This window comes from Gordonia sp. YY1, assembly GCF_009872315.1.
GTDB classification, from domain to species: domain Bacteria; phylum Actinomycetota; class Actinomycetes; order Mycobacteriales; family Mycobacteriaceae; genus Gordonia; species Gordonia amicalis.
This window is the reverse complement of record NZ_WXYI01000009.1, coordinates 141246-160233: the sequence shown is the minus strand read 5'-3', so window position 1 is coordinate 160233 and position 18988 is coordinate 141246. Positions and strand designations below refer to the sequence as shown.

The following is an 18988-nucleotide window of genomic DNA, read 5'->3' as shown; positions in this document are numbered from 1 at the left end:
GACCCAGGAAATACTCTGGTCGCCATGGAACGCCTGATCGTCGATCATCCCCTGGCCGCCGCGCGTCTGACGACGATGCGAGACGAGACCACCGACAACGCCGGATTCCGTGCGGCGCTGTCGGATCTCACCCAGATGCTCATCTATGAGGCGCTGGCCGGTGCGCCGCGTGTCGACATACAGATCAAGACGCCGCTGGTCCCGTACACCGGATCGCGTCTGGCGACGCCGCCGCTGCTCGTGCCGGTCCTGCGAGCGGGTCTGGGAATGGTCGAGCAGGCGCATGCGATGGTGCCCGAGTCCCGGGTCGGCTTCGTGGGCATCGCCCGCGACGAGGAGACCGCACAACCGGTGCCGTATCTCGAGTCGCTGCCCGAGGACCTCTCCGGACTTCCGGTCTTCGTGCTCGATCCGATGCTCGCGACCGGAGGGTCGATGCTGCACACGATCGAACTGCTCGTCGCGCGCAACGCCACCGACATCACCGCGGTCTGCGTCGTCGCGGCGCCGCAGGGCGTGGCCCTTCTGGAGGAGTCGGGCCATCCGTGCCGACTGGTCGTGGCGGCGATCGACGAGGGACTCAACGATGTCAACTACATCGTGCCGGGGCTCGGCGACGCCGGCGATCGTCAGTTCGGGCCGCGCTGACGGGGTTCGTGCCGAGGGTGGCGGCCGGTCGCGAGCGGTTCAGCCGGGCAGCGACCAGTAGGCGAGCATCGGTTCGTTCGTCAGCACCGAACCGCCCTCGACGATGGTGAGACTCGCGGGGGACACCAGATAGCGGACCGCTCCGTTGCGCGCCTCGAAGGTGTTGCCGACGCGGGTCGGGAACTGCAGCTCGATGCCGCCCTCGGGTGCCTGGCCCTTGTAGTACCAGCGACCCGTCTGGTTCCCGACCTGGCAAATGACCACGCGGGACCGTGAGGTCTGACCGATCGCGACGGCCGGGTCGTCGGCCGCGTTGCAGCGCGGACCGGTGACGAACCCCTGCCAGTCGGCACCCGTCACGGTCGGGGTCGGACGGTTCGGCACCGGTGACTGGGTCGTCGTGACGGTCGTCCGGGGAGGTGTCGGGGACCGGGTGACGGTGCTCGTGATCGTCGCGGGCTCCGGGGTGGTGGTGGTCGCGGCGGTCGTGTCGGCGGACTCCTCGTCCGACGGGATCAGGAGAAATGCGGCGAGCACCCCCGCCACCACCAGCAGGACACCGGCGCCGATCGCCACCAGGACCGCGGGCGACGTCCAGGGCGAGCGCGGCGGTTGCGGTGGCGGACCCTGCGGATAGCCACCCGCCCCATAGGCGCCCGGGTACCCGCCAGGCGGGTAACCGCCGGAACCGTCGGGTGGATAGGTCATGGTGCTCCTCGAGATCTGTCGGGACTACTCGGGTGAGGATTCGGCGTCGGGATCGGTTCTACAGCTCGCCGATGATCTGGGCGAGCAGCTCACCCATGCGTGTCGCCGACGCACGCCCGACGTCGAGCACCTCGGTGTGGCTGAGGGGTTCGCCGGTGATCCCGGCGGCCAGATTGGTTACCAGCGAGATCCCGAGAACCTCGAGTCCGGCCGCCCGGGCCGCGATCGTCTCGTGCACGGTCGACATGCCGACCAGGTCGGCTCCGAGCGTGCGGAGCATCCGGATCTCGGCCGGGGTCTCGTAGTGCGGTCCGGGCAGACCGGCGTAGACACCCTCCGCGAACGACGGGTCCACGCGACGGGCGATCTCCCGCAACCGCGGAGAGTAGGCGTCGACGAGGTCGACGAACTGTGCGCCGACCAGCGGAGAACGAGCCGTCAGATTGAGGTGGTCGGAGATCAGGACCGGCTGACCCACCGACATGTCCTCGCGCAGCCCGCCGGCCGCGTTGGTGAGCACGACCGTGTGGACGCCGGCCGCGGCCGCGGTACGTACCGGGTGCACGACGCGTGCGAGATCGTGGCCCTCGTAGGCGTGAATCCGGCCGAGGATCAAGAGGACTCGGCGGTCGCCGACGCGGACCGAGTGGATCACTCCGCCGTGACCGGCGGCCGCGGGCGGGGTGACGCCGGGGATCGAGGACATCGGCAACGAACGGATCGGTGCGCCGAACGCGTCGGCCGCCGGCGCCCACCCGGAGCCGAGGATCACGGCCACATCGTGTGCGGCGGCGTCGGTCTCGGCGGCGATGGTGGCGGCCGCGACGATGGCTGCGGCGTCGGCGTCGGCAGTGGGATCCATGCGCCAACCCTAAACGGTGACCCCGACGCCGGTGCGGCACCGCGGCATCGTGCGACGGCCGTGCCCGGAGGGGACTCGTCACGGGGCGATAGGGTCAGGCCATGCCATATCTCAACGAGGTCGGGGAGGTCGTCGAACTCCAGCTCGGGGCCACAGGCGCCGAACTCGACGAGTCGAACCCCGAGAACCGCTTCCGTCTGGAATGGATCGACGAGGTGGAACGACTGCTCGGTGAGGTGAGCGCCGACCCGAGCCGCCCACTGGTGCTGACCGCGACCGGCAAGTTCTTCACCAACGGGCTCGACACCGACCACATCGTCGCCGCGCCGGATCAACTGCCCGCATACCTCGACCGCGTGCACTCGCTGTACGCCACGATCCTCACGCTCCCCGTCCCGACCGTCGCCGCGATCAACGGCCACGCGTTCGGTGCCGGCGCCATGCTCGCCCTCTGTACCGACCATGTGCTGATGCGCACCGAACGTGGTTTCTGGTCCCTGCCCGAGGCCGCGTTGAACATGCCCTTCACCCGCGGCATGTCGACACTCCTGCGCACGCGGCTCACCGATCGGGCCGCGACCGAGGCGATGTACACCAGCCGGCGGTACGGCGCCGCCGAGGCCGCCGCGGCGGGGATCGTCGACGAGGCGGTCGAGGCGGAGCGGCTGACCGCCCGCGCCGCCGAGGTCGCCGCTTCGCGCGCGGCGACGGCCGGCCCCAACCTCGCCCTGATCAAACGAGGCCTGCGCGGACCACTGCTCGACGACCTCGCCGTTCCGACTCCGGCAGGGGTCCTGTCGTGACCGGCGTGACGGCGGACAGACTCCCCGACGCGTCGCGCATCATCGACGCGTGGCTGGCCGCCCACGGCCCCGAGCTCATCGCGTGGCGGCGCGACATCCACGCACATCCCGAGCTGTCCCGGCAGGAGGTGCGCACCACCGAGCTGGTGATGGCCGAACTGTCGGCCGCCGGTCTCGACCCTCGCCGGCTCCCGCTGGGCACCGGCGTCGTCTGCGACCTCGGTCCCTCCGGTGAACCGCGGATCGGTCTGCGCGCCGACATGGACGCCCTGCCGGTCACCGAACACACCGGCCTCCCGTTCACCTCGACCGTCGAGGGCGCGTCTCACTCCTGCGGACACGACGCCCACACGGCGATCCTGATCGGCGTGGCCAAACTCCTGGCCTCGGCCGGTCCGCTGCCCGTGGGTGTCCGGCTGATCTTCCAGGCAGCCGAGGAGGTCATGCCCGGTGGCGCGCTCGACGCCATCGAAGCCGGGGTGACCAGCGGGCTCGGGCGCATCTTCGCGCTGCACTGCGATCCGCGTCTGCCCGTCGGCACCGTCGGCCTGCGATCGGGTCCGCTGACGTCGGCGGCCGACCACATCGACCTGCAACTCCACTCCGCAGGCGGACACACCTCCCGCCCGCACCTGACCGGCGACCTGATCTACGCGATGGGCACCGTGATCACCGGACTGCCCGGCGTGCTCTCGCGGCGCGTCGACCCCCGATCGGGCACGGTGATGGTGTGGGGTGCGGCCAATGCCGGGAGCGCCGCCAACGCCATCCCGCAGGAAGGCCGGATGCGCGGCACGGTCCGCACCGGTGACCACGACACCTGGGCGGCACTGGAACCGTTGGTCCGCAGCGTCGTCGGCGAACTCCTCGCGCCGCTCGGCGTGCGCTACGACCTCTCCTACTTCAGAGGCGTTCCGCCCGTCGTCAACGACGAGATCGCGGTGGGCATGCTCGAACGCGCGGTCGCCGCGATCGGCCCCGAGACCGTCGCCGCCACCCCGCAGTCACCCGGCGGCGAGGACTTCTCCTGGTACCTCGAGCAGGTTCCGGGCGCGATGGCCCGACTCGGCGTGTGGGACGGTTTCGGTCCGCAGGTCGACCTGCACGCCCCCAACTTCGACCTGGACGAACGCGCCCTCGCCATCGGCGTCCGCACGCTCGCCGGGGTCGTACTCAACGCACGCAGCGCTGCCGGCGAACCGCCGGAACTGACGCCGCCGTTCGCGCCCTAGAAGACCTCAGGGTTCGACGGGCCCCGGACCTCAGGGTTCGACGGGCCCAGGCCCGGGCCCGACGTTGCGCGACTCGCGCAACCGCAGGTCCTGGACGTAGTCGGCGGGAGCGCCGGCGATCTCCGCGGCCTCGGCCATGACGCCGAGGTAGCGGGCCGAGGGGAGTCCGCCCTCGTAGGCGTCGAGCACATACAGCCAGGCCAGCACGGGGCCGTCGGCGGTGTCGACGCGTGCGCGGATCTTGCGGTGGATGCCGAGCTCGGAACCCTCCCACCGGTCGAGGAGTTCCTCGTCTTCGGTCGTCACGTCGTACAGGACGACGAAGACACGGGCGTCGGGGTCATCGCGGTCCTCGGTGACCGTCGCCAGGGAACCCTCCCAACCGATGTCGCCGCCACCGAAGGTCAGGCGCCACCCGCGTAGCCATCCGGTACCCGACATCGGCGAGTGCGGCGCGCGTTCCGCCATCTGCTCGGGATGCATGTTGGATCCGTAGGCTGCGTAAATCGGCACGGGTGGAGCCTAGTGGGTCGGCGGCGAGTCCGGAAGGCGACAGGCAGGAGGCGAGTAGTGGCGTACGCCGCATGCGGGGCCACCCGAGGAGTGCCGCGGGACGATCAGGACTAGGTTGTTAGGTGGCGCGACACCACGTGACGGTCCGCCACATCAGAGCGACGCACCACCCCGCGAGGCTCGACCCAGTCGGATCAGCAGTCGGACACCAGCCAGTCGGACGCCCGCCGGTCCGGCACCAACCAGTTCGCCCATTCGACAACACCACGCCGGGCGCACGGTGCCCCACGAAGGCCGCCGCGACGAGACCGGTGAAGGACAGGAGTGCACAGTGACCAGGATCGTCATCATCGGCGGTGGACCAGCGGGTTATGAGGCGGCGCTCGCCGCGGCCGCGTACGGCGCCGACATCACGGTGATCGATTCGGACGGGATCGGTGGCGCCTGTGTGTTGTGGGACTGCGTCCCGTCGAAGACCTTCATCGCCTCCACCGGTATCCGTACCGAGGTGCGTCGCGCCGTCGACCTCGGCATCAACATCAAGACCGACGACACCCTGGTCACCCTCCCGCAGATCCATCAGCGCGTGCGCGACCTCGCCTTCGCCCAGTCCGCCGACATCAAGTCGCGACTCCTCAGTGAGGGCGTCAAACTGGTCTCCGGTACCGCCGTTCTCGACGAGACGCAGGTCGGCGTCTCGACCCACTGCGTCGTCGCGACCCTCGCCGACGGCAGCACCGAGCGCTACGACGGTGACGTCGTGCTGATCGCGACCGGCGCGTCGCCGCGCATCCTGCCCGACGCGCAGCCCGACGGCGAACGCATCCTCACCTGGCGTCAGCTCTACGACCTCGAAGAACTGCCCGAGCATCTCGTCGTCATCGGTTCCGGTGTCACCGGCGCGGAGTTCGTCCACGCCTACACCGAACTCGGTGTGAAGGTGACGCTGGTGTCGAGTCGTGACCGCGTGCTCCCGCACGAGGACGAGGACGCCGCCCTGGTGCTCGAGGATGCGCTCGCCGAGCGCGGCGTCGAACTCGTCAAGCACGCGCGTGCCGACAAGGTCGTCCGCGACGGCGACACCGTCACCGCGCATCTCGCCGACGGGTCCACCGTCACCGGCAGTCACGTGCTGATGACCGTCGGCTCCATTCCCAACACCGCGAACCTCGAACTCGAGCGTGCCGGGGTCGAGGTCGACAAGGGTGGCTACATCCGGGTGGACCGGGTGTCGCGGACCTCGGTGCCCGGAATCTACGCGGCCGGCGACTGCACCGGCTTGCTGCCGCTGGCCTCGGTGGCCGCCATGCAGGGTCGCATCGCCGTGTACCACGCCCTGGGCGAGGGCGTCAGCCCGATCAAGCTGAAAACCGTTGCGTCGGCGATCTTCACGCGTCCGGAGATCGCCACCGTCGGGGTCTCGCAGAAGGCCATCGACGCCGGCGAGTACCCCGCGCGCACGGTGATGCTGCCGCTGGCGACCAATCCGCGCGCCAAGATGAGCGGGCTGCGTCGCGGATTCGTGAAGATCTTCTGCCGTCCGGCCACCGGCGTGGTGATCGGTGGTGTCGCGGTGGCGCCCAACGCCTCCGAGCTCATCCTCCCGCTGGCCCTCGCGGTGCAGAACAAACTGACCGTCGGCGATCTCGCGCAGACGTTCTCGGTGTACCCGTCGCTGTCCGGTTCGATCACCGAAGCCGCGCGTCAGCTCGTCCGGCACGACGATCTGGACTGACACCTCGTCGGGCGGCGCGATCACGGTAGGGTCGTACGAATCCGCCCGGAACCGGGCGCACCGCGACGTAGGGGGAGATGTCGTGACAGGGCCCGTTGCCGACCCGTTTGCGCAGAACAACCGGGGTGTGTCGAACGCGCCGTCGTTCGGCGGGGGACGCACCGACTGGGCCGGCATGGGCATCGACGAGATCATCGACACCCTCCGCACCATGGATCCCGGCCGGGCCTCCGGTGACGTCGAGACGATCCTCAAGGCGATCGAGGCGGTGCGCCGCGCGTCGGATCGCATGGCGGCGATGTTCGGCGACGAGCTGCTCGGCCTCGCCTCCGATGCCGCCCTCGATGCGGGAAAGGCGTTGTCCGACGCCATGCAACGGAGTCTGGAGACGGCCACCGTGGTCGGCGAGGCCCTGAGCACCGCCGTCGGGATCGTCGGTGCGACACGGGGTCAGGAGGGGCGGTTGCGAGAACTGCAGCAGCACCTCCGCGACAACCCCGAGGACGCTCCGGTGGTGCGGTTCGAGGCGGACCGCACCATGTCGGGCACGTACTCGTCACCGATGCAGCGTGTCCAGCACGCGCTTCCGGAGCCCACCGGGCCCGACGACCTGGTGCGCGGGATCGGCGGCATGTCGTCCGCGGCCGGCCCGGGGTCCGGATCCGAGACGCCGCGCGGTCAGGCGGCGAACACCGTCGACGCCGGAGACTTCGGCCGTTCCGGTGGCGCCACGGTCCCGGTCGCGACCGGTGGGCCGGGCCCGGGACCGACGGGAGGTGGGCCCACACCGGTCACGCCGGTCTCGTCGTCCTCCTCGCCGTCGGGATCGTCCGGCCGCCGGGATGTCGACGACCCCGACGGACTGCTCCGCGGCGGTCAAGGCACACCGGGCGGCGTCGGCGCGCACGGTGTCGCCGGTGCCGGACGATCTGGGGCCGAGCGCGGAAACGGTTCTGACAGAGCGGGTTCCGGGATCGCGGCCGGAGTTCCGATCACCCCGGTGGGCGGGCCGCTACCGCTGACGCCGTCGTCGCCCGGAGTCGCCACGCCGACGACGTCGACGCCGCCGGCCGCGAGTGCTGCGGGACCACGTGCGGGGATCGCACCACCGGTGGGCCCCGCCGGTGCGCCGCCCACGGCCCGCCGGCCCGGCGCCGAGGACGACGACAAGCACAAGGCGGCGCCCTACCTGAACAACCGAGAGCACGGCGCGGAGATCGTCGGCGACCTGCCGCTCGTCGGGCCGCCGGTGATCGGCGACTGGATTCCGCACATGGTCCCGGCCGCACCGGAGGTCGCACCCCCGCAGCCGACGCCGGGTGAAGAGATCGCTCCGGCGGTTCGGCACCCCGGTACCGCCGACGCGGGTACCGGCGGAGGCGAGGAACCGTCGTCGACGACACGTGGCCGGACATGCTGAGCCGGGTGGACAGGCTGCCCGGCGGTGTCGCCCGGCTCGCCTCCGCCGTGCCCGACGAGGACATCATCCGGTGTCTGCATCTGCTGGTAGCCACCGTCATGGACGTGACCGGAGCGTCGACACCCGAGGTCCGCGACGTGATCCGCCAGTGGCGCCAGCAGGGGAGTGCCGAGCCGGCGGGCGTGGCGTCGTTGAGGGTGGTTGCCGCACAACACGATTTCGATTCGTTCGCCCACCAGCGACGCGGTGACACCGATCGTCAACTCGACAGCTTCCGCCGTGCCCGAGCTGTTGACTGCGTCCTCGCCGCGATGTCGGTGTCGACGGCCGCGGAGGCACCGCGCACCGCTCTGCGGGAGGCTGCGTACGAAGCCGCCGCCGCGCTCGGGGGCACCGCGGGTGTCGTCGGGGTTCTCGCCGACTACGTCGCCTGATTCACGCCAGATCGAAGCTGCGCTCGACGGCGCGATTCCATTCGCCGTACAGGCGTTCCCGCTCTTCTTCGGCCATGGCGGGTTCCCAGCGTTTGTGTTCGGCCCAGTTCGCGCGGATGTCGTCCTCGCTCTCCCAGAACCCCGCCGCCAGACCGGCCGCGTATGCCGCACCCAGTGCCGTGGTCTCGTTGACCACGGGCCGGACGACCGGGACGTCGAGGATGTCGGCCTGGAACTGCATGAGCAGTTCGTTGACCACCATCCCGCCGTCGACCTTGAGCGTGGACAGCTCGATGCCGGCGTCGGCCTGCATCGCCTCGATGACCTCGCGGGTCTGGAAGGCGCTGGCCTCCAACGCAGCCCGGGCCAGGTGGCCCTTGTTGACGAAGCGTGTCAGACCGACGATCAAACCGCGGGCGTCCGAGCGCCAGCGTGGCGCGAAGAGGCCGGAGAACGCGGGTACGAAGTAGGCGCCGCCGTTGTCGTCGACCTCCGCGGCCAGCTTCTCCACATCCGACGACACCGGGAACAGGCCGAGATTGTCCCGCAGCCACTGGATGAGCGAGCCGGTCACCGCGATGGACCCCTCGAGCGCATAGCGCGCCGGCTCGTCGCCGATGCGGTAACAGACCGTCGTCAGCAGGCCGTGCTCGCTGAAGACCGGCTCGGTTCCGGTGTTGAGCAGCAGAAAGTTACCGGTCCCGTAGGTGTTCTTGGCCTCGCCGGGTGACAGGCAGGCCTGGCCGAAGGTGGCGGCCTGCTGGTCGCCGAGGATGCCGGTCAGCGGGACGCCGGGGAGTGGTCCGTTGCCTCGCAGCGCGCCGAAGTCGCCGGACGAGCTGCGGATCTCGGGCAGCATCGAGATCGGGATGCCCATCTCGTCGCAGATCTCCTCATCCCAGCTCAGCGTCCGCAGATCCATGAGCATGGTGCGCGAGGCATTGGTGACGTCGGTGACGTGCTGCCCGCCGTCGACTCCGCCGGTCATGTTCCACGCGATCCAGGAATCCATTGTCCCGAAGCACAACTCGCCGGATTCGGCGCGCTCGCGAAGCCCATCGACGTTGTCGAGCAGCCAGCGGATCTTCGGTCCGGCGAAGTAGGTCGACAGTGGCAGGCCGGTGCGTTCGCGGTAACGGTCGACGCCGGCGTCGCCGGCGAGTTCGGTGCACACCTCGGCGGTGCGGGTGTCCTGCCACACGATGGCGTTGTGGACCGGCCGTCCGGTCTCGCGGTCCCAGATCACCGTGGTCTCGCGCTGATTGGTGATGCCGCAGGCGACGATGTCCTTGGCGGTCAGGTCGGCCGAGGCCAGTGCGGCGGCGCCGACTCGGCGGGTGTTGCGCCAGATCTCGGCGGCGTCGTGTTCGACCCAGCCGGCCCGCGGGAAGATCTGTTCGTGTTCGAGTTGTTCCACCCCGACGACGCGTCCCTTGCGGTCGAAGATCATCGCCCGGGTCGAGGTGGTGCCCTGGTCGATCGCCGCCACATAATTGCCTGAACTGCCCACGCCGTCAGTGTCGCACGCTGTGGTGTGGGCCGGAATCAATTAGGCTCGGCGAACATGAACACCGAGTTCAACCCGGACCGGCCGGCGGACATGGGGTCGCACTACCACGCCGAGGCGTGGCGGCGGTTCGGTGACGAACAGTTCGACATCGTGGTGATCGGTGGCGGGGTGGTCGGGGTCGGCGCCGCGCTCGACGCCGCCACACGCGGTCTGCGGGTGGCGCTGGTCGAGGCGCGCGACATCGCCTCGGGGACCTCGAGCAGGTCGTCGAAGATGTTCCACGGCGGCCTCCGTTACCTGGAACAACTCGAGTTCGGTCTCGTCCGTGAGGCCCTCAGGGAGCGCGAGCTCTCGCTGCGCTTGCTGGCCCCGCACCTGGTGAAACCCCTCCCGTTCCTCTACCCGCTCACTCAGCGGGTCTGGGAGCGGCCGTATGTGGCGGCGGGAATCTTCCTCTACGACCGCATGGGCGGCGCCAAATCGGTGCCGGGCCAGCGCCATGTGACACGATCGGGCGCGCTGCGCGTGGCTCCGGCACTCAAGCGCAACTCGCTCATCGGCGGAATCCGGTATTACGACACGGTCGTCGACGACGCCCGGCACAGCCTCACCGTGGCCCGCACCGCGGCCAACTATGGCGCGGTCATCCGCACTTCGACGCAGGTGATCGGCTTTCTCCGCGAATCCGACCGCGTACTCGGAGTGCGCGTGCGGGACACCGAGAGCGGCGACGTCACCGAGGTGCGCGCCCACTGCGTCATCAACGCCGCCGGGGTGTGGACCGACGAGGTCCAGGCGTTGTCCAAGCAGCGCGGTCACTTCAAGGTGCGCGCGTCGAAGGGCGTGCACATCGTGGTGCCGCGCGACCGGATCGTCAGCGAGACCGCGATCATCCTGCGCACCGCCAATTCGGTGCTGTTCGTGATCCCGTGGGAGACCCACTGGATCATCGGCACCACCGACACCGACTGGAACCTCGACCTCGCACATCCGGCCGCCACCCGTGCGGACATCGACTACATCCTGGAGCGTGTCAACGAGGTGCTGGTCACCAAGCTGACCCACGACGACATAGAAGGCGTGTACGCCGGTCTGCGGCCGCTGCTGGCCGGTGAGGACGACGAGACGTCGAAACTCTCGCGCGAGCACGCCGTCGCCACCGTTGCGCCGGGATTGGTGGCGATCGCGGGCGGCAAGTACACCACCTACCGGGTGATGGCCGCCGACGCCGTCGAAGCCTGCAACGACTTCATCCCCACCCGCGTAGCGCCGTCGATCACCGAGCGGGTGCCGCTCCTCGGCGCCGACGGGTACTTCGCGCTCATCAACCAGTGCGAGCATCTCGGACAGCGGTACGGCCTCCACCCGTACCGGATTCGACGACTGCTCAACCGTTACGGCTCGCTGATCGACGACGTTCTCTACTACGCGTCCGAGGACAGGTCACTGCTCGCACCGCTGGGCGCGGCGCCGCAGTATCTCCGCGTCGAAGTGGTCTACGCGGCGGTCGCCGAGGCCGCACGGCATCTCGAGGACGTGCTGGCGCGGCGTACCCGTATCGCGATCGAGTACTCCCATCGCGGCGTCGACTGTGCCGACGAGGTCGCCGACCTGCTCGCCCCGATCCTGGGCTGGACCACCGAACAGCGCGACTTCGAGGTCGCGACCTACATCGCCCGGGTCGAGGCCGAGGTGGCCTCGCAGCAGCAACCCGACGACGACTCGGCCGACGCCCTGCGGGCGGCCGCACCCGAGGCGCGGTCGGAGATCCTGGAGCCGGTGCCCGTCCCCGAGTGAGACCGCCGGCCACCCGGCGAACTCGGAGACTTTGTCCTCTGTCGCCACCGTCTCTCGTAGAGGATCATCGAACTGGGGAAGAAGGGACTGATCATGATGGAGATGCCGGTTCAGATACTCGCTCCGGAAGAAGCCTGGGAGTTGCTCGGCTCCGGGGAGCTGGGACGGATAGCGTTGAGCGTCAACGACACTCCCGACATCTTCCCGGTCAACTACTATGCGGCGGACGGGAAGATCACCTTGCGTACGGGTGAGGGGACCAAACTCGCCGAGGTGGTCGTGAACAACCGGGTGGCGTTCGAGTCCGACGCCCACACCGACACCGGTGGGTGGAGTGTGGTGGCCAAGGGCTCGGCGCGGATTCTGTCCGCACTGAGTGAGATCGAGGCCGCCGACCGGTTGCCGCTGCGTCCGTGGATCGCGACGGTCAAGTACAACTACGTGGAGATCGCGGTCGAGGAGATCACCGCGCGTCGTTTCGAGTTCGGACCCGAACCCGAACGCTACCCCGTCTGACACCGCGATCAACTCTGGCAGCGTGGGCACCAGTAGACGGATCGCTCGCCACCGGTCGAGGCGAGTTCGCCGCGTTTGATGATCGTCGCGCAGCGGCGGCACAGCTGTCCGTTGCGGCCGTACACCCACATGCGCGCGTTCGGTGAAGTGTTGCCGGTGGTGGTCCGGGCCGAGCGCATCCGGTTGGCCCACAGCAGCCGCCGGCTGAGGTCGACCATCGGACCGAGGTCCACGTCTCCGACCGGACGGGTCGGGAGAACGCCACGCAGATAACAGATCTCGCTGCGGAAGACGTTGCCGACGCCGGCCATCAGGCGTTGGTCGAGCAGCGCCGCGCCGATGGTCTGCTCGGGGTCGGCGCCGAGGCGGCGGATCGCCTCCGCGCGGTCGAAGTCGTCGGCCAGCAGATCCGGCCCCAGATATGCGAGGGCGGCGTCGGGGTCGGCGAGGAGTTCGAGGGTGCCGAGATCGAAGCCGACGGCTTCGTGATCGTCGGTGCGCAGCACCACCCGCGCCTGGTACGCGGGGCGACGCCACTTCTGGCCCCGGCGATGCACATGCCAGACACCCTCCATCTTCAGATGGGAATGAATGCTGACCGCGTCGCCTGCACCGGGTTCGCTCTCGTCGACGTCGATGAGCAGATGCTTTCCCTTCGACCTGACCCCGACGACGGTCCGTCCCGACAGGTCGGAGGTGGCCAGCGACGGGATGCGGAACTGCGTCGAGATGAGTGTGCGTCCTTCCAGGCCCTGACGAAGCCAGGCGGCCGCGGCGAAGACCGTGTCGCCCTCAGGCATGGGTTCCGTACCGGAGTCGGATGCCGCGCGGGGTCGTGGCGAAACCGGCCTCGACGAGGACCTTCCCGAAGTCTGTGCCGCGCACCGGTTCCGAGTCGATCTGGTCGATCGTCAACCGGGAGATGCGGCCCGCACGGACCAGGGCCACCAGTGCTCCGGCAGCGGATTCCAGGGCAGGGATCGAGTCGGTGAAGGTCAGGAGCGTCTTGCCGCCGCGTTCGACGAAGCACACGAGCTCGCCGTCGACCAGAACCACCAGGGCGCCCGGCTTGCGTCCCGGCCGGTGGCCGGCTTCGGCATCCCGGGATCTCGGCCACTCCAGCGCCGCACCATACGGATTGGCCGGGTCGGTGGCGGCGAGGATGGTGGCCTCACGCGGGGGCTTGCGGTCGGGGAGGGCGTGACGCCGCAACTCGTCGACCGTGGCCGGGGAGGCGAACTGTGCGCCGCCGAGTCCGTCGACGTAGTAGCCGCGACGAACCTGGCCGTTGTCCTCGAAGACGGTGAGCGCCTTGTACACCCGGGCGAATCCGCCGGTCACCTCTTCGGCGGTGACGCTGCCCCGGGTGATCACGCCGTACCGGGTGAGCAATTGATCGCACAGCGCCTGCGTGGCGATCGTCGGGTCGATCTCGGGCCGGTCCAGTGCGAACCACCGACCGCTCGCGGTCGGCGCGACCGGTGGCCCGGACGCGTGCTCGGTCAGGTAGCGCGCGGAGAGGCGTCCGGCGCGGAGTCGTGGGGCGCGGCCTCGTGCGCGGTGGGCGGGTGCCGACCGTGGAGTCGACGGACTGCGCCGGGGATGGAGCAGCGCGCGCACCGGAGCGAAGGTGTCGTTGCTGACCTGACCGGCCCAGACCAGGTCCCACAGGGCGCTCTCGACATCGGCGGCGGGCGTCGTCGTACCCGTGCTGATGTCGCCGGCGATCTGTGGGAACCGCAGTGCACCACCGGGTTCGAGGGCGGTGGTGATGGCGTCGTGGACGGTGGTGGTGTCGATGGTGTCGGACTCGGGGAGGGTGAACGCGGCGACGTCGGCCGGATGCAGGGCCACCCAGCCGTCGGCGTTGCCGATGCGGCCGTGTCCCGACCAGACGACCTCGCCACTGCTCAGCAGCTCGTCGAGCATGGACGGTGCGTAGTCGGTGACGCGTGCGGGCAGGATCAGCGACTCCCAGGCCGACGCCGGGAGCGGATATCCGGCGAGCTGGTCCACGACCGTCGCCACTCCGTCCACGCCGCGCAACTGCGTCCCGGGTGACCCGTGCTGCCACTCGACGAGAAATCTGGTGAGGACCTCGGTACCGACCGGTGCGACCTCGGCCCGGCTCGCGGCGAGCGACCCACGACGGATCTGCCCGAGGACGTCGGTGTGGCACCACTGGGTCGTCGGCGCCGTCCCCTGAGCCGGATCGGCCGGTCCGGTCTCCGAGAGGAAATCACCTTCGACGACGCGTCGTTCGCCCGCGAGGCGGGCCAGGGTGTCGCGCACGACGGCCGTCGCGATCCCCAGGGCCGCCGCCGCGTCGGCGATGGTGAACGGCCCGTGGGTGCGGGCGTAACGTCCGATGAGGTCGCCGATCGGATCGGGTACCGGTTCGAGGAAGGCGGCCGGAATGCCCAGTGGTGCAGGGACTCCGAGTGCGTCGCGCAACCGTGCGGTGTCGTCGATCGAGGCCCAGAGCGCACGCCGGTTGTGGTTGACGGAGATGATCTGACCGCTGCGGTGCAGCTCGGCGAGCACTTCGGCCACCGGCGTCTCGCCGCGGTACCGGGCCTCGACCTCCTCGGTGGTCAGCGGTCCGAGCCAGCGGAGCAGGTCGACGATGTCTTCGGCGTCGCGCGCCTGGCGATCCGGGGACAGCCGTTGTAGGCGGGCGATGACCTCGGCGATGACACCGGGATCGAGCAACTCGCGCAGGTCGACGCGGCCCAGCAGTTGCGCCAGCAGGCTGGTGTCGAGTGACAGTGCGGCGGCACGGCGTTCGGCGAGTGGTGCGTCGTCGGCGTACATGAAGGCGCCGACGTAGCCGAACAGCAGCGACGCCGCGAACGGCGACGGACTCGGCGTCTCGGTCTCCACGACGCGGATCCGGCGCGAACGGATGCGGCTGAGCAGATCGAGCAGGGCGGGGAGGTCGTACACGTCCTGCAGACACTCCCGCACCGCCTCGAGGACTATCGGGAAGTCGGGGAACTTGGATGCCACCGAGAGCAATTGGGCGCTGCGCTGGCGCTGCTGCCAGAGCGGTGCGCGGCGTCCCGGATCGCGGCGGGGCAGAAGCAGTGCACGCGCGGCACATTCGCGGAATCTCGAGGCGAACATCGACGAGTCGGCGAGACCGTCGGTGACGAGTTGTTCGACCTCGTCGGGGTCGAGGAGGAAGACATCGGCGCCCGGGGGCGCGTCGTCGGTGTCGGGGAGGCGGAGGATGATCCCGTCGTCGGACGCGGTGGTGGCGCCTTCTATGCCGAGCGTCGCGAGGAGTCGCTGGGAGATGGCGCTCGCCCACGGTGCGTGGACCCGCAGACCGTACGGGGAGTGCAGGATGACGCGCCAGTCGCCGAGTTCGTCGCGGAACCGTTCGACGACGAGTGTCCGGTCGGTGGGGACATGTCCGGTCGCCTCGCGTTGTTCGGCGATGAGGGTGGCGAGGTTGGTGCGGGCGTTCTCGGTCAGCCCGAGGCGCTCGGCGTGGGTGTCGAGCTTCCCGGGGTCGGCGATGGACCCGGTGAATGCCCCGATCGCCGCGCCGAGTTCGGCGGGACGCCCGATCGCGTCGCCGATCCAGAACGGCAGCCGGCCGGGTTGGCCGAACGCCGGCGACACCAGGACACGGTCGTGGGTGATGTCCTCGATCCGCCAGCTCGTCGCGCCCAGCGCGAACACATCGCCGACCCGCGACTCGTAGACCATCTCCTCATCGAGTTCGCCCACGCGCGTTGACTTTTCGCCGGTATCGATGCGGCCCGCTCGCTGCGCTCCCGGCGCCGAGACCATGAAGACGCCGAAGAGTCCGCGGTCGGGGATCGACCCACCGGAGGTGACCGCGAGTCGTTGGGCGCCACGGCGACCCGTGATCACGCCCGCGTCGCGATCCCAGTTGACCCGGGGGCGCAGTTCGGCGAACTCGTCGGAGGGGAACCGTCCGGCGATGAGATCGAGCGTCGCGTCGAAGACCCCGCGTCCGAGATCTTTGTAGGGAGCGGCCCGGCGGACCACCTCGTACCAGTGGTCGACCTCGAGATCGTCGACGGCGGCGGCCGCGATGGTCTGCTGGGCAAGGATGTCCAGGGGATTCTGGGGAACCTTGATCTCCTCGATCGCACCGTCGAGCATGCGCTCGACGGTGACCGTGCAGTGCAGCAGGTCGGTGCGGTGTTTGGGGTAGAGGATGCCCTGGCTGATCTCGCCCACCTGGTGGCCCGCGCGGCCGATACGTTGCAGACCGCTCGCGACCGACGGCGGTGCCTCGACCTGGATCACCAGATCCACCGCACCCATGTCGATGCCGAGTTCCAGCGAACTGGTCGCCACCACGCACGCGAGACGACCGGCCTTGAGGTCGTCTTCGATCTGGGCGCGGTGCTCCTTGCTCACCGAACCGTGGTGGGCACGCGCGAGAACGGCTTCGGCGCCGGAGCTCGCCCCGCTGCCCATCACGAACGCGGGGGCCCCGCCCGCGACCGTCGGATTGGCCCTGGGTTCGGTGGTTGCGCCCTGTCGCCCGGCGTGGATCTCGTTGAGCCGCGCGGTCAGCTTCTCGGCGAGGCGTCGCGAGTTCGCGAACACGATCGTCGCCCGGTTGGCCTCGATCTGGTCGACGATCGACGCCTCGACGTACGGCCACAGCGAACCGGCGGTGGGAGAGAAGGCATCGTCGAGTTCGGCCGGGTCGGCGCCGTCGGGACCGGGGGCCGGCGGGATGTTGGCCATGTCCTCGACCGGGACGTCGACGCGGAGGTCGAAGGTCTTGTCGGCCTTCGGTTTGACCACCTGGCACGGGGCCGACCCGGACAGGAACCCGGCGACGACCTCGGGTGGCCGCACGGTCGCCGACAGGCCGATCCGCTGAGCGGGCTTCTCGAGCAGCTCGTCGAGGCGCTCGAGGGTCAGCGCCAGGTGCGTGCCGCGTTTGGTCGCGGCGACCGCGTGCACCTCGTCGACGATGATCGCCTCGACGTTCGTGAGACTCTCCCGCGCCGCCGAGGTCAGCATGAGGTAGAGCGACTCCGGGGTGGTGATCAGGATGTCGGGCGGGGTTTTTACCAGGGCGCGACGGTCGGCCGCCGAGGTGTCGCCGGAGCGGACGCCGACCGTGATGTTCGGTTCGGGCAGGTTCAGTTCCTGCGCGGCGCGGGTGATGCCGGTGAGCGGCGCGCGCAGGTTGCGCTCCACGTCGACGGCGAGCGCCTTCAGCGGCGAGATGTAGACGACCTTCGTGCCCGGACGGCGTGCAGCGGTGTCGGCGGCGAGCCGGTCGAGGGCCCAGAGGAACGCCGCCAGGGTCTTGCCGGAGCCGGTCGGTGCGATGACCAGCGTGTTCGCGCCGTCGGCGATCGAGGTCCAGGCGCCCTTCTGCGCCGCGGTCGGCTTGGTGAACGCCCCGGTGAACCATCGCCGGGTGGGGGCGGTGAAGCGGTCGAGTACCGAAGGGCGGGGCATCTCTCCACTATGTCGCACATGTGTGACAGGTCGGGGTATACAGTCATCTCACGCCTGTACGGGGAATCCGGTGAGAATCCGGAACGGTCGCGCCACTGTGAACGACGAACCGGACGCGGTCGAGGATTTCGACGGTGCCTGGGGAAGACGTGAGTCAGGATGCCGTGCCGGCGAGTAACTGATCCACCACACTCACCGACGCGAGATCGGCGAAAGGACATCCCGATGACAGCTCCCCGTACGTCCGAAGCAGTCATACCCGCACCGCGCGCTCTGGCGGTACCGAATCTGTCGGTCGCCGGCGCGGCGCTCTGGCTGAGCCTCACCGTGCTGCTGGCCGGGCTCGCCTACTACTTCCTCGGCTACGACCAGGGTGTCGTCTCCGTCTTCGGCGAGGATACGCACGTGCACGAGTTCGTGCACGACGCCCGCCACTTCCTCGGCTTTCCCTGCCACTGAGTCGTTCTGACCCGATCGGTAGGGACAAGTTCACATGGAGAAGAGATTCATCGGCGCAGGCCTGCTGTCGGGCCTGATCGCCGGCATCCTGTCGTTCGTCTTCGCACGGTTCTACATCGAACCCGTGGTGTCGAAGGCCGTCGACTACGAGGGCGCCCGCTCAGAGGCCGAGGAGACACTGGCCCATGCCGCCGAGGCGGGTGGCCACCACCACGGCGACGGCGGTGAGGTCTTCACCCGCGCCATGCAGGAGAACCTGGGCGCCGGCGTCGGCAACCTGGTGTTCGCGCTGTGCATGGGGGCGTTCTTCGCGGTCGCCTTCACCGTGCTGTGGAGCTACCTCGGCAACCGGTATCCCGCCACCGATGCCCGCGCGGTCGCCGGAGTGACCGGTGCGATCGGTTTCGTGGCCGTCTTCGGCGTGCCGTACTTCGCCTACCCGGCCAATCCGCCGGCCGTAGGGGACGACGACACGATCGGGGATCGCACCGGCGCCTTCCTGACCATCACCGTCGTGTCGCTGGTGCTGGCGATCGCAGCCGTCGTACTCGCGCTGTGGCTGCGTCCGCGGATCGGCGGGTTGGTGTCGGCGGTCGTGGGCGGCGCGGCGTATCTGACAGCGGTCGGTATCACGATCGCGTTCCTGCCGTCGTTCAGCGAGGTGCCCGATCCGGTGCGCGACGACACCGGTCAGATCGTGTTCCCGGGATTCCCGGCGGATGTGGTCGCCGACTTCCGCGTGTACACGATCACCAACCAGGTCATCCTGTGGACGGTGCTGACGGTGACCTTCGCGCTGATCCTCGGCGCGATGGCGCGGTCGAAGAACCCGACCGCGCGCCGGACGGTCGACGCCACCGAGAACTGAACGGGCCGGGACGTTCT

16 protein-coding genes and 1 riboswitch are annotated in these 18988 nt (G+C 69.6%); of the genes, 10 read left to right on the top strand and 6 right to left on the bottom strand.

Annotated features, from left to right (window positions below):
• The first annotated feature begins 24 nt into the window (after nucleotides 1-24).
• Nucleotides 25-648, top strand: coding sequence for a uracil phosphoribosyltransferase (gene upp, locus BPODLACK_RS13960; RefSeq protein ID WP_035760054.1), 624 nt, complete (start codon nucleotides 25-27; stop codon nucleotides 646-648).
• Between the two features lie 39 nt (nucleotides 649-687).
• Here the strand turns inward: upp and BPODLACK_RS13955 are convergent, their stop codons facing one another.
• Together BPODLACK_RS13955 and BPODLACK_RS13950 are read right to left on the bottom strand one after the other, a co-directional pair.
• Nucleotides 688-1356, bottom strand: a complete 669-nt coding sequence (locus BPODLACK_RS13955) for a hypothetical protein (RefSeq protein ID WP_024497222.1) — start codon at nucleotides 1354-1356, stop codon at nucleotides 688-690.
• Nucleotides 1357-1414: 58 nt separating this feature from the next.
• Complete coding sequence (locus tag BPODLACK_RS13950) at nucleotides 1415-2218, bottom strand: purine-nucleoside phosphorylase (RefSeq protein ID WP_024497223.1); 804 nt, start codon at nucleotides 2216-2218, stop codon at nucleotides 1415-1417.
• A gap of 101 nt (nucleotides 2219-2319) precedes the next feature.
• Between BPODLACK_RS13950 and BPODLACK_RS13945 the strand changes: the two genes are divergently transcribed.
• Together BPODLACK_RS13945 and BPODLACK_RS13940 are read left to right on the top strand one after the other, a co-directional pair.
• A complete protein-coding gene (locus BPODLACK_RS13945) occupies nucleotides 2320-3021 on the top strand; it encodes an enoyl-CoA hydratase/isomerase family protein (RefSeq protein ID WP_024497224.1) in 702 nt (233 codons plus the stop codon).
• Nucleotides 3018-4253 carry an amidohydrolase gene (locus BPODLACK_RS13940; protein ID WP_024497225.1) on the top strand — a complete coding sequence of 412 codons (1236 nt, stop codon included), beginning with the start codon at nucleotides 3018-3020 and terminating at the stop codon, nucleotides 4251-4253. The genes BPODLACK_RS13945 and BPODLACK_RS13940 overlap by 4 nt, the downstream gene beginning before the upstream one ends.
• Before the next feature lie 30 nt (nucleotides 4254-4283).
• Here the strand turns inward: BPODLACK_RS13940 and BPODLACK_RS13935 are convergent, their stop codons facing one another.
• On the bottom strand, nucleotides 4284-4766 hold the full coding sequence (locus BPODLACK_RS13935) for a gamma-glutamylcyclotransferase (protein ID WP_006434525.1): 483 nt from the start codon (nucleotides 4764-4766) through the stop codon (nucleotides 4284-4286).
• A 331-nt stretch (nucleotides 4767-5097) separates the two neighbouring features.
• On the opposite strand from BPODLACK_RS13935, the gene BPODLACK_RS13930 reads away from it, so the two are divergent.
• From BPODLACK_RS13930 to BPODLACK_RS13920, 3 genes are all read left to right on the top strand, one after another.
• On the top strand, nucleotides 5098-6501 hold the full coding sequence (locus BPODLACK_RS13930; RefSeq protein ID WP_006434530.1) for an NAD(P)H-quinone dehydrogenase: 1404 nt from the start codon (nucleotides 5098-5100) through the stop codon (nucleotides 6499-6501).
• Nucleotides 6502-6583: 82 nt separating this feature from the next.
• Nucleotides 6584-7921: a hypothetical protein gene (locus BPODLACK_RS13925; RefSeq protein ID WP_035760056.1), complete on the top strand. Its 1338-nt coding sequence runs from the start codon at nucleotides 6584-6586 to the stop codon at nucleotides 7919-7921.
• Nucleotides 7915-8355, top strand: coding sequence for a hypothetical protein (locus tag BPODLACK_RS13920; protein WP_006434532.1), 441 nt, complete (start codon nucleotides 7915-7917; stop codon nucleotides 8353-8355). The genes BPODLACK_RS13925 and BPODLACK_RS13920 overlap by 7 nt, the downstream gene beginning before the upstream one ends.
• Before the next feature lies 1 nt (nucleotide 8356).
• Here the strand turns inward: BPODLACK_RS13920 and glpK are convergent, their stop codons facing one another.
• A complete protein-coding gene (gene glpK, locus BPODLACK_RS13915; RefSeq protein WP_024497227.1) occupies nucleotides 8357-9844 on the bottom strand; it encodes a glycerol kinase GlpK in 1488 nt (495 codons plus the stop codon).
• Nucleotides 9845-9919: 75 nt separating this feature from the next.
• On the opposite strand from glpK, the gene glpD reads away from it, so the two are divergent.
• Entirely contained in the window at nucleotides 9920-11662 is a 1743-nt protein-coding gene (gene glpD, locus BPODLACK_RS13910; protein WP_024497228.1) for a glycerol-3-phosphate dehydrogenase, read from the top strand.
• Between the two features lie 93 nt (nucleotides 11663-11755).
• Nucleotides 11756-12178: a pyridoxamine 5'-phosphate oxidase family protein gene (locus BPODLACK_RS13905; RefSeq protein ID WP_024497229.1), complete on the top strand. Its 423-nt coding sequence runs from the start codon at nucleotides 11756-11758 to the stop codon at nucleotides 12176-12178.
• 8 nt (nucleotides 12179-12186) lie between these two features.
• Here BPODLACK_RS13905 and BPODLACK_RS13900 read toward each other — a convergent pair whose 3' ends face one another.
• Both BPODLACK_RS13900 and BPODLACK_RS13895 read right to left on the bottom strand, forming a co-directional pair.
• Nucleotides 12187-12978 carry a DNA-formamidopyrimidine glycosylase family protein gene (locus tag BPODLACK_RS13900; protein WP_159405482.1) on the bottom strand — a complete coding sequence of 264 codons (792 nt, stop codon included), beginning with the start codon at nucleotides 12976-12978 and terminating at the stop codon, nucleotides 12187-12189.
• A complete protein-coding gene (locus tag BPODLACK_RS13895; protein ID WP_159405481.1) occupies nucleotides 12971-17644 on the bottom strand; it encodes an ATP-dependent helicase in 4674 nt (1557 codons plus the stop codon). The genes BPODLACK_RS13900 and BPODLACK_RS13895 overlap by 8 nt, the downstream gene beginning before the upstream one ends.
• Nucleotides 17645-17659: 15 nt before the next feature.
• Nucleotides 17660-17829: riboswitch (cobalamin riboswitch) on the top strand.
• Nucleotides 17830-17869: 40 nt separating this feature from the next.
• On the opposite strand from BPODLACK_RS13895, the gene BPODLACK_RS13890 reads away from it, so the two are divergent.
• The gene (locus BPODLACK_RS13890; protein WP_159405480.1) at nucleotides 17870-18103 is read left to right on the top strand and encodes a CbtB domain-containing protein; all 234 of its coding nucleotides are present in this window, start codon (nucleotides 17870-17872) and stop codon (nucleotides 18101-18103) included.
• A 34-nt stretch (nucleotides 18104-18137) separates the two neighbouring features.
• Entirely contained in the window at nucleotides 18138-18971 is an 834-nt protein-coding gene (locus BPODLACK_RS13885) for a CbtA family protein (RefSeq protein ID WP_159405479.1), read from the top strand.
• Nucleotides 18972-18988 lie beyond the last annotated feature (17 nt).